The 10,980-nt window shown below is 60.6% G+C and carries 9 protein-coding genes; 6 read left to right on the forward strand and 3 right to left on the reverse strand.

Annotation, left to right across the window (positions count from 1 at the left end; all coding sequences use genetic code 11):
* Window positions 1–240: TetR family transcriptional regulator (locus BN1136_RS07770; protein WP_043808319.1), on the reverse strand; the 240-nt coding region annotated here is incomplete at its 3' end.
* Between the two features lie 155 nt (window positions 241–395).
* Between BN1136_RS07770 and BN1136_RS07775 the strand changes: the two genes are divergently transcribed.
* The 3 genes from BN1136_RS07775 to BN1136_RS07785 are packed head-to-tail and all read left to right on the forward strand — an operon-like array spanning window position 396 to window position 6,152.
* On the forward strand, window positions 396–1,577 hold the full coding sequence (locus BN1136_RS07775; RefSeq protein ID WP_043759300.1) for an efflux RND transporter periplasmic adaptor subunit: 1,182 nt from the start codon (window positions 396–398) through the stop codon (window positions 1,575–1,577).
* Between the two features lie 17 nt (window positions 1,578–1,594).
* Window positions 1,595–4,744 carry an efflux RND transporter permease subunit gene (locus BN1136_RS07780; RefSeq protein WP_043759301.1) on the forward strand — a complete coding sequence of 1,050 codons (3,150 nt, stop codon included), beginning with the start codon at window positions 1,595–1,597 and terminating at the stop codon, window positions 4,742–4,744.
* The gene (locus BN1136_RS07785; RefSeq protein ID WP_043759302.1) at window positions 4,737–6,152 is read left to right on the forward strand and encodes an efflux transporter outer membrane subunit; all 1,416 of its coding nucleotides are present in this window, start codon (window positions 4,737–4,739) and stop codon (window positions 6,150–6,152) included. The genes BN1136_RS07780 and BN1136_RS07785 overlap by 8 nt, the downstream gene beginning before the upstream one ends.
* 138 nt (window positions 6,153–6,290) lie before the next feature.
* Here BN1136_RS07785 and BN1136_RS07790 read toward each other — a convergent pair whose 3' ends face one another.
* Together BN1136_RS07790 and BN1136_RS07795 are read right to left on the reverse strand one after the other, a co-directional pair.
* The gene (locus BN1136_RS07790) at window positions 6,291–7,028 is read right to left on the reverse strand and encodes a Crp/Fnr family transcriptional regulator (RefSeq protein WP_043759303.1); all 738 of its coding nucleotides are present in this window, start codon (window positions 7,026–7,028) and stop codon (window positions 6,291–6,293) included.
* Window positions 7,029–7,092: 64 nt separating this feature from the next.
* Window positions 7,093–7,530: an Hpt domain-containing protein gene (locus tag BN1136_RS07795; RefSeq protein WP_081843665.1), complete on the reverse strand. Its 438-nt coding sequence runs from the start codon at window positions 7,528–7,530 to the stop codon at window positions 7,093–7,095.
* Window positions 7,531–8,086: 556 nt separating this feature from the next.
* Here BN1136_RS07795 and BN1136_RS07800 point away from each other — a divergent pair.
* The 3 genes from BN1136_RS07800 to BN1136_RS19780 all read left to right on the forward strand — a co-directional run.
* Window positions 8,087–9,277, forward strand: coding sequence for an EAL domain-containing response regulator (locus BN1136_RS07800; protein ID WP_043759305.1), 1,191 nt, complete (start codon window positions 8,087–8,089; stop codon window positions 9,275–9,277).
* A gap of 36 nt (window positions 9,278–9,313) precedes the next feature.
* A complete protein-coding gene (locus tag BN1136_RS19490; RefSeq protein ID WP_052365662.1) occupies window positions 9,314–10,609 on the forward strand; it encodes a GGDEF domain-containing protein in 1,296 nt (431 codons plus the stop codon).
* 153 nt (window positions 10,610–10,762) lie between these two features.
* Window positions 10,763–10,980: transposase (locus tag BN1136_RS19780; RefSeq protein ID WP_156135299.1), on the forward strand; the 218-nt coding region annotated here is incomplete at its 3' end.

Below are 10,980 nucleotides of genomic sequence, written 5' to 3' on the forward strand. Positions count from 1 at the left end.
CTCGTCGACGCAGGCGTCGAGCTGGTGGGAGAGGGGGGCGCACAGCTCCTCCCACAGGGTGACGAACAGCTCTTCTTTATTCTTGAAGTGCCAGTAGATGGCCCCTCGAGTGAGATCCACGGCCTTGGCGATGTCGGTCAGGCTGGTCTTCGCCAACCCTTGCTGGCAGAAGAGATCCAGCGCCGTGCTCATGATGCGGCAGCGGGTCTGCTGTGCCTCTTCTTTGGTACGTCTGGCCATTGGCTCCGATCCTGTCTAAATAGTGATAAAAGTTTCTTACATACATTCATGAATGTATGTATATTGCCTCATCTTCGCAGTTTTACCAACAGGGGCCTTATAAACCCTGTGGTTTTTGTCACTTTTTTTGATTGAAACAGAGGCTCAGAGATTTCATGGATAAACATATTCTCGCACGTTCGGTCGGCCTTGCCTTGCTGGCAAGTGGCCTGCTGGCTGGTTGTGGTGACAAGGGAGAGGCCCAGCAGGCCATGGAGATGCCCCCGGCGGCCGTGGACGTGGTCACCCTTCACAGCGCACCGCTGCAACTCATGACCGAGCTCACCGGCCGCACCGCCCCCCTGCGGGTGGCCGAGGTACGCCCCCAGGTGAACGGCATCATCCTCAAGCGCCTGTTCACCGAAGGCAGCGATGTCAAGGCCGGGCAGCTGCTCTACCAGATCGACCCCGCCGTCTATCAGGCCGAAGTGGCCAGCGCCAAGGCCAACCTTGCCAAGGCCGAGGCCAACGAGCGCAGCGCCCGTCTCAAGGCCCAGCGTTACGCCGAGCTGGTGAAGGTGAAAGCCATCAGCCGCCAGGAGTATGACGACGCCGACGCGGCCTGGAAACAGCAGGTTGCCGAGATAGGGTCTGCCAAGGCGGCCCTGCAGAGCGCCAACATCAACCTGGCCTATACCCGCATCACCGCCCCCATCAGCGGTCGCATCGGCAAGTCAGCGGTGACCGAAGGGGCCCTGGTGACCGCCCAGCAAGCCACCAGCCTCACGACTATCTCCCAGCTCGATCCCATGTATGTGGACGTGCGCCAGTCCACCGCCGATCTGCTGCGCCTCAAGCGCCAGGTGGCGGCCGGCAAGCTGACCCAGGGGGAGAAGGGGGACGCCAGCGTCAGCTTCCAGCTGGAAGATGGCAGCCAGTACGGCCAGAAAGGCTCGCTCCAGTTCTCCGACGTGACCGTGGACGAGACCACCGGCATGGTGACCCTGCGAGTGATAGTGCCGAACCCGAATCAACTGCTGCTGCCCGGCATGTTCATGCGCGCCACCCTGCAGGAGGGCGAGCGCCCGCAAGGTCTGCTGGTGCCGCAGACCGCCGTGACCCGTACCCCCAAGGGCGGGGCGACCGCCATGGTGGTGACCGCGGATAACAAGGTGGAATTGCGCGAGGTGCAGCTGGGTCGCGTGTACGGCGACAGCTGGGTCGTGGAATCCGGCCTCAATGCCGGCGAGAAGGTGATCGTCGCCGGCCTGCAGAAAGTCAAACCCGGGGCTGCGGTGGCACCCACTGAACACGCCAGCACCGCACAGACTCAGCAAACCCCGGCAACCAAGCAGTAGGATGGAGTAGTCGCCTCATGGCACGTTTTTTCATAGATAGACCCATTTTCGCCTGGGTGATCGCCCTGGTGATCATGCTGGCCGGGGCCATGGCCATCATCGCCCTGCCGGTGGCCCAGTACCCGACCATAGCCCCGCCGGCGGTTGGCATCTCCGCCAGCTACCCGGGTGCCTCCGCCAAGACGGTGGAAGACTCGGTGACCCAGATCATCGAACAGAACATGACGGGGCTGGATCACCTGCTCTACATGTCGGCGCAATCCGATTCGTCCGGCAATGTCAGCGTGACCCTCACCTTCAAGCCGGGCACGGACCCCGACATCGCCCAGGTGCAGGTGCAGAACAAGCTGCAACAGGCGATGTCGCTGCTGCCCCAAGAGGTGCAGCAGCAGGGGGTGCGGGTTCAGAAGACCTCCAGCAGCTTCCTCATGGTGGCCGCCTTCATCTCCACCGATGGCAGCATGACCAACGATGACCTGGCCGACTATGTGGTGGCCAACATCAAGGAGCCCCTGAGCCGACTGGACGGGGTGGGTGACATCACACTGTTCGGCAGCCAGTACTCCATGCGCGTCTGGCTCGATCCCCACAAGCTCAACCGGGTGCAGATGACCCCGGCTGACGTCCAGAGCGCCATCCAGGCCCAGAACGCCCAGGTGGCCTTCGGCAAGCTGGGAGGCACCCCTGCGGTGAGCGATCAGCAATTTACCGCCACCATCATGGGCCAGACCCGGCTCTCCACCGTGGAGGAGTTCAACAACATCCTGCTGCGGGTGAACCAGGACGGCTCCAAGGTGCAGCTCAAGGACGTGGCTCGGGTTGAGCTGGCTGGCGAGAACTATGACGCCACCGCGCTCTACAACGGCCAGGCCACCGCCGCCGTCGCCATCAAGCTGGCGACCGGTGCCAACGCCCTGGATACCGCCGAGCACGTGCGCGCCAAGCTGGGCGAGCTCTCCGAGTACTTCCCGGCCAACATGGAGATCGTCTATCCCTACGACACCACGCCGTTCGTGAAGATCTCCATCGAGGAGGTGGTGCAGACGCTGATCGAGGCCATCTTCCTGGTGTTCTGCGTCATGTATCTGTTCCTGCAGAACTTCCGGGCGACCCTGATCCCGACCATCGCCGTGCCCGTCGTGCTGCTCGGCACCTTCGGCGTCATGGCGGCGTTCGGCTTCTCCATCAATACCCTGACCATGTTCGGCCTGGTGCTGGCCATCGGTCTGCTGGTGGATGACGCCATCGTGGTGGTGGAGAACGTGGAGCGTCTGATGAGCGAGGAGGATCTCTCTCCCCTCGAGGCGACCCGCAAGTCCATGACCCAGATCACCGGCGCCCTGGTGGGCATCGCCCTGGTGCTCTCCGCCGTGTTCGTGCCCATGGCCTTCTTCGGCGGCTCGACCGGTGCCATCTATCGCCAGTTCTCCCTCACCATCGTCTCGGCCATGGTGCTCTCTGTGCTGGTGGCCCTGATCCTGACCCCGGCGCTCTGTGCCACCCTGCTCAAGCCCATGAAGCACGGTGAATTCGGTGCCCAGCGCGGCTTCTTCGGCTGGTTCAACCGCTTCTTCGACACCAATGCCAACCGTTACCAGAACGGCGTGCGCAAGGTGATCAAGCAGGGGACCCGCTACAGCATCATCTACCTGGCCATGCTGGGCGTGCTGGCGGTGCTCTTCATGCGCCTGCCCACCTCCTTCCTGCCGGAAGAGGATCAGGGGGTCATCATGTCCATGGTGCAGCTGCCGGTCGGCGCCACCAAGGAGCGTACCGAAGTGGTGCTCGCCGAGATGCGCGACTACTTCCTCGAGAACGAGAAGGAGAACGTCGACTCCGTGCTGACGGTGGCGGGCTTCAGCTTCGCCGGTAGCGGTCAGAACAGCGGCATGGCCTTCATCAAGCTCAAGGACTGGAGCGAGCGCAAGGGGGAAGATCGTAGCGCCAACGCCATCATCGGCCGCGCCATGGGCTTCCTGTTCAGCATCAAGGAAGCCCAGGTCTTCGCCTTCAACCTGCCTCCCATCCCGGAGCTGGGGACGGCCACCGGCTTTGACTTCTATCTGCAGGATCGCGGCGGTCTGGGTCACGAGAAGCTGATGGCGGCGCGCAACCAGCTGCTTGGCATGGCGGCGCAGGATCCCAACCTGGTACGGGTACGCCCGAACGGGATGGAAGACACGCCCCAGCTCGACATCAAGATCGACTACGAGAAGGCGCTGGCCCAGGGGCTCTCCATCTCCGACATCAACAACACCCTGTCCGCAGCCTGGGGCTCGTCCTACGTGAACGACTTCGTCGACAGAGGCCGGGTCAAGAAGGTCTATCTGCAGGCGGATGCGCCGTTCCGGATGAGCCCGGAGGATCTCAAACTGTGGTATGTGCGCAACAGCGCAGGCCAGATGGTGCCCTTCTCCGCGTTTGCCAGCACCGAGTGGAGCTTCGGCTCGCCCCGCCTCGAGCGTTACAACGGCGTCTCCGCCATGGAGATCGTCGGTGAGGCGGCGCCGGGCAAGAGTACGGGTGACGCCATGGCCGCCATCGAGGAGATGGTGAAACAGCTGCCGGAAGGCATCGGCATCGAGTGGACCGGTCTCTCCTTCCAGGAGCGTCAGGCGGGTTCCCAGGCGCCGGCCCTGTACGCCATCTCGCTGCTGGTGGTCTTCCTCTGTCTGGCGGCCCTCTACGAGAGCTGGAGCATTCCGTTCTCGGTCATGCTGGTGGTGCCGCTCGGGGTGCTGGGGGCCATCCTGGCCGCGACCCTGCGCGGGCTGGAGAACGACGTCTACTTCCAGGTGGGCCTGCTCACCACCATAGGTCTGTCGGCCAAGAACGCCATCCTGATCGTCGAGTTTGCCAAGGAGCTGCACGACAAGGGGATGAAGCTCGGGGAAGCCGTGGTGGAGGCCTCGCGTCAGCGTCTGCGCCCCATCCTGATGACCTCGCTCGCCTTCATCCTGGGCGTACTGCCCCTGGTGATCAGTACCGGTGCCGGTGCCAGCAGCCGCAACGCCATCGGTACCGGCGTGATGGGGGGGATGATCAGCGCCACCGTGCTCGCCATCTTCTTCGTACCGCTGTTCTTCGTGCTGGTGATGCGTTACTTCACCGAGCACCACAGCGCCGAGGAGCGCATTGCCCACGCCAAGGAGATCAAACATGACTAAGACCCTGATTGCCCTCGGCGTGACCCTGATACTGGGGGGCTGTTCCATGGCCCCCGACTACCAGCGACCCGAGCTGCCGCAAGGGGCCTCCTGGCAAGACAATCTGGCCACCAGGGGGGATCTTGCCCCCTGGCGCGAGCAGTTCCTCGATCCGGCGCTGCAAAAGCTGATTGGCACGGCCCTCGAAAACAACCGGGATCTGCGCCTCGCCGCCCTCAATGTCGAGGCCTATGAGGCGCAATACCGGATCCAGCGGGCGGCCCAACTGCCGACCCTGGCCGTCAGTGGCAGCGGCACCCGCCAGCAGGGATCCGACGATCTCAGCAGCACGGGGCAGGGCACCATCAGCAGCCAGTACGGTGCAGACATCGGTATCACCGCCTATGAACTGGATCTGTTTGGCCGGATCCAGAGCCTGAAAGATCAGGCTCTGGAAACCTACCTTGCTCAAATCGAGACCCAGCGCAGCACCCAGATCGCCCTGGTGGCCTCGGTGGCGAACGCCTACTTCACCCTGCTGGCGGATCAGGAGCTGCTGGCCCTGAGCCAGGCGACGCTTGCGACCGAGCAGGAGAGCTATGCCCTGACCGAGCACAAGTACCGGCTGGGGGCCGCCTCCGAGATGGAGCTGGCCCAGAGCCGTACCGCACTGGAGAGTGCCAGGGTCAGCCAGGCCCAGTACCAGCGGCAGGTGAAACAGGACAGAAACGGCCTGGCCCTGCTGCTCGGCACCGAGGCACCGGTGCTGGACGGGCAACCGGCGACCCTGGCCGAGGTGCAACTGGCCGCGATCCCGGTGGGTGCCCCCTCCAGCCTGCTGCAACAACGCCCGGACATCCTGGCGGCGGAGCACAGCCTGAAGGCGGCCAACGCCAATATCGGTGCGGCGCGGGCCGCCTTCTTCCCGACCATCTCGCTCACCGCGACGGCGGGCACCGCCAGCAACCAGCTGAGCGGCCTGTTTGACGGTGGCACCGGCACCTGGACCTTCATGCCCCAGATAAGCCTGCCCATCTTCGATGGCGGCAAGCGCATCGCGGATCTGGACGTGGCCGAGGTGAGCACCAAGCAGGCGGTGGCCAGCTACGAGAAGAGCATCCAGACCGCCTTCAAGGAGGTGGCCGATGCCCTTGGCGCCCAGGCGGACTACGAGCAGCAGCTGCAGGCGCAGCAGGCGCTGGTGGACGCGAACCAGACCTACTTCAAGCTGGCGGAGGTGCGCTACGAGCAGGGGGTGGACAGCTACCTCACCCGACTCGATGCCCAGCGCTCCCTGTTCAGTGCCAAGCAGGGGCTGATCAGCACCCGGCTGGCCCAGCTCGGCAACCAGGTCGCCCTCTACAAGGCGGTCGGCGGCGGCTGGCAGGCGCCGAAGGATGCAGAGCCGGCATCTGACAAACAGGGTTGACCCGTCGGGGTTGACATAAAAAACATCAGGGGCGAACCACAGGGTTCGCCCCTTTTTGATGGCGGGAAGAGAGGCCGCCCTTCTCGCGGGGAGGGGGCAGATCAGGCGTTGCCTGCCGGATGCTGGTCATCCACGGGCTCAGGGGGAGGGGAGCCGGGCCCCGGCATCCTCCTGCGCCGTGTGCGGTGCGGGGTCGTGGTAGGTGAAGCCGAGCGGGGGGAGCCGGGTCTTGAGGGCGGCCATGTCCAGCAAGGTGATCTCGCCCCTGCCCAGGCGCAGTTCACCGGCTGAGGCAAGCTGCTTGAGCACTTCGTTGAGGCGGGGGCGGCTGATGCCGATGATCCGGCTCAGGGTCTGCTGGGTGATCTCGAGGCAGGGCTCGCGATCGTTGGCCAGGGCATGCTTGGTCGCCAGCTCCAGCAGCACATAGACGGTGCGGGTGGTCAGGCAGTACAGACTGTTGCTCCCCATCTGGATCGCAAGGCGGCCCATGTACTGGGCGATATAGAACAGGAACTTGTAGAGATGGGGATCCTGCTCCAGCAGGGGCTCGAGCTCCTCTTTCGGGAACAGGATGAGTTCGGTGGGTAACAGGGGCTCGAAAAACTCGACCGGCGTGTAGGTCGGGTTGTGAATGTACTGGGTGCCAAACCAGCTGCCGCGCCCGAAGATGAGGCCAAGCGAGTTCTCCATGCCGGCGTGGGTGGCATAGCCGATGAGGCAACCTGACGCCACATAGAGCACGCCGGGGAGGTTTCCTCCGAGCTGGGCAGGATCGTAGTGGCGGGCGATCTTCAGCAGTTGTGTCTGGGTGCTGGCCGGCAGCGAGCAAGGCCACCGGATCTCGTCAGCCTGCGGCTGGGCATGGCGATCCATGGATGCGACTCCTCGATGAAATGTCCCTGAAGGTTCCATTTGATGAGCCGCAAAGGGGAAGTTGTCAAGCACTGTCACAGGCAAGGGCGCGTCCGTCGTCTTCACTGCAAGTCGAGGAGGGCGCGAGGCGGTCGAGCCATGCCTGGACCTCCTGCGTCAGTATTCGGGCGGCCTCGGTGAACAACTGATAGCTGACTTGCAGTTCCCCGTGCTCGGTGGCGGCATCGGTGACCTCCATCTCAAGCAGCATGTCTTCCAGGTCCTGGGCTCCGAAGTAGCGCAGCAGGCCGCGCAGACGGTGAGCGTGTTGTTTGATCAGGGCGGTATCCGCCGCCTCTATGGCCAGTTTCAAGCCGGCCATCTCGTCGGGGCTCATCTGCAGGTAGTTCGTCAGCAGTGAGTGCACGAGCGCAAGATCGTCGGCAAGCAGTTCGAGCACATAATCCTGATTCAAATGGTGCTGTGAAACCCCATGGGCCTGTTTAAATTGGTGTGCGTTCATAATAAACCTCGCTGCTTGTCATAGTGATGCTGAACAATCGTGGGTCTTTTTACGAGCCTCATGCTGTCACTGCATTGTCAGAGGCGATCTCCATTCGAGGAAATAGCGGTGGGACCCGACCCGGGACATATCAGCCAGAGGGGACAATCTGTTCACTTATTATCCTATGGCGATTCGGCGGCAAGGTCTGTTCTTTAGGGAACAGACTTACCCATCCCTTCTGATTAAAATACAAACTCCAATGCAGACCCTCTTACCAAGACGAAAATAACAAATGGATTAAAGAGAGGGAGTAATAAATAAATGGATGGATGTGTAAACAGCTGTCTTGCAATGATTTTGATAAAAATTGCCGCGGGAGGCATTTCTGTCAGCACCAGAATACGCCAACAAGGTGATGCATTCAGGCCTGGTGCCGCTCCGTTAAAGACTGTGATGACCATGTATATTCAACGTCAATAATCATCTCTATAGAATATAAAGTGACTCATTCCAATATCCGCGAAAATATTGATTTATTGGCGAGAGTGTAAAGAGGTGATGATTCATGAGGTAAATGATGAGCACACTTTCAAATTTGCTGATAATTGAAGATGAACCCTTCCAGCTCGACTGGTTACATGAGCTGTGCAGGCCACTGGCCGATACCATTCATAAAGTCCGGGATGGTCTGGCGGCGCTCGACATCATCAGGCAACAGGGGATGCCGGATGTGCTGATCTGTGATTTGAACATGCCAGGCATGGACGGGGTCAGCTTCTTGCGCTCACTCGCGCAATGGGAGGCACCTTGCCCCGTGCTGCTGGTCAGTGCGGCCAGTGCGGATGTGCTCCATGCCGTGGTGCAGATGGCTGCGCTCGAAGGGGTCACTGTGTGCCATTCGCTGCAAAAACCCGTCAGCAGACAGCAACTTCAGGAGCAGCTGGGGCATCTGCCCAAGCCGTTGACAACGCCGCATACAGAACCCCATGCGTTTAGCCCCAATCGACAGGAATTACAGCAGGCACTGGATGAGCAGCAATTCGAGGCCTATTTCCAGCCGCAAGTCGAGGCTGACACCGGTGTGCTGACGGGGGTCGAGGCGCTTGCCCGCTGGGAGCATCCAACCCGTGGTACCCTGTCGCCAGCCTGCTTCATCGAGCCCCTGCAGCGACACCACCTGATGGCGGAACTCAGCTGGCAGATGCTCGGGCAATCCATCGCGCACTGCCGGCAGTGGCTGGCGCTAGGCATGGAGATACAGGTCTCGGTCAACGTTCCCCCGTCGGCCTTGACGAAGGCGACCTTTGCCGACCGCGTGATCGCGCTGCTGGAATACCACGGGTTGCCCGGGCGCCTGCTGTGTCTGGAAATTACCGAAACCGAGGATTACGGCGATCTGCCCAGCCTGCTGGAGACGGCGTCCCGCCTGCGCCTGCACGGTGTCGAGCTGGCCATCGATGACTTTGGTACGGGCCATGCGTCCTTGCTGCATCTGGTACAGAGCCCGGTATCCACGCTGAAGATTGACCGGGTTTTCGTCGCCAACATGCAGAAGGATGCCCGTTACCGCTCGGCCGTGCACCTGTCGTTGGGGATGGCCAGTGACCTGGACATGCATACCGTGGCCGAAGGGGTGGAGACGCAGGAGCAGATCCAGATGCTCAGGGAGATGGGGTGCCACAGTCTGCAGGGGTTCTACTTCTCCCCGGCACTCCCTGCCCGGGATCTGGTACCGTGGTGGCAGCTCCGGCAGACGATGATGTGACGAACAGGATCCTCTTGATTGGAAGGAACGAGTTAAATGGCTCAGAATCGATTTTTTAATGCCTTGGAAAAATCCGATACCTCGCTGATCTCATCGACCATCCTGTCTGATGAGGTATCGCTGCAACAACATGATTTTCTGGTCAAACATATCACCGCGATGTCTCGAAAAGGCATGCAGATCTTTGTAGCCTCCAATCTGATGATATTGCTGGTGGTGTTGCTTCGCATCATCTATGTCACAGCGTTTGATTATGCGCATTTTGAGGCACCGTTGTTCACCGGCATGTTCGATTTTCACTATGACAGATATATCATGGTCGCCATGCTAGTCTCTTATTCTCTGTTCATGGTGTACCCCTCCCTGTGTTTCGGCAATAAACACAGCAGTACCCACACAGACAAGGCATTTCAACGGTGCTTCATTACCTGCACCTATGTGTTCACCATGGTCTGGCTGGCGGTATTGTCATATTACCAGCATCAGGTCATCCATGATGCAACCGTGATCCTATCCATTCAACCCGCGCTGATTGTCTTGATCCCGATAAGCTATATTGGGGCCATACTGGTCATTCCCCATTTCAGCATGGTGATGCTGCTCTGTCTGGTATTGAACCAGATGCTGGGTAACCATTCTGTCAGTATTGCCATGTCCATTCTGGTCATCGGGTTTCTGATGTCATTCATTGCCCTGATATTTTATGCCGTGCGTCGCGCCATCGGCTTTATTGCCCAGATAGAGTACAACAACTTCAAACTGACAAAAAAACTGATCCACTCGCTGAATATGGATGCCCTGTTGTCCATTCCCAATCGACAGGCGTTTTTCTCCTGTGCCGGCAATAAACTTGCGCGCAAGAAAGAGAGCAGCGAGGCCGCGTCCGTGCTGATGATCGATGTGGACCACTTCAAGAAATACAACGATCGTTACGGTCATCCGGCCGGTGATCGCTGCCTGCAGAAGGTGGCCGGCTGTCTGCAATCCTGCGTGCGCGAGGACATCGACTTCGTCGGGCGCTATGGCGGGGAGGAGTTCATCGTCTTTCTGGACGCCACCGATGCCGACGGGGCGCAGCGAGTGGCGACCCGGATCCGCGAGCGGATGATGACGATGGGGCTGAAACATGAAGCCTCGGAGACGGCGAGCCATGTCACCCTGAGCATCGGGATCGCACCATGGCAGTTTGGCAAGACCCTGGAGCAGCTCTGCGAGCAGGCCGACAAGGCGCTGTATGAGGCCAAGCGCGCCGGGCGTAATCAGCATGTGGTTTATGAGGAGAGCCCTGACGCGTCGGGTGTGCCTTGCACGCCATGGGGTGATGCGCCATAGGGGGAGTGTGGCCCGGCTCCCGGGGCAGAACGACTGAAAACACGAAGGGTTGGCCTCGCGATGAGGCCAGCCCTTCGTTTGTCTGTGTAGTGGTCTAATCATCCCGGACACCATTTTAGGTGGTACAGTCGCCACCTTGACCTGAGGTGTTCAATGACAAGAGTACGTCGCTCATTTACTGCTGAATTCAAACTCGAAGCCGCATCCTTGGTGCTCAACCAGGGATATTCTGTCCCAGAAGCCAGCCGTTCACTGGATGTTGGTGAAACCGTACTTCGCCGCTGGGTTCAGCAACTGCAATCCGAACGAACTGGCACCACTCCTATCAGCAAAGCGCTGACTCCGGAGCAACAGAAAATCCAGGAGCTGGA

Origin of the sequence: Aeromonas taiwanensis (assembly GCF_000820165.1) — a bacterium.
GTDB classification, from domain to species: Bacteria; Pseudomonadota; Gammaproteobacteria; order Enterobacterales; family Aeromonadaceae; genus Aeromonas; species Aeromonas taiwanensis.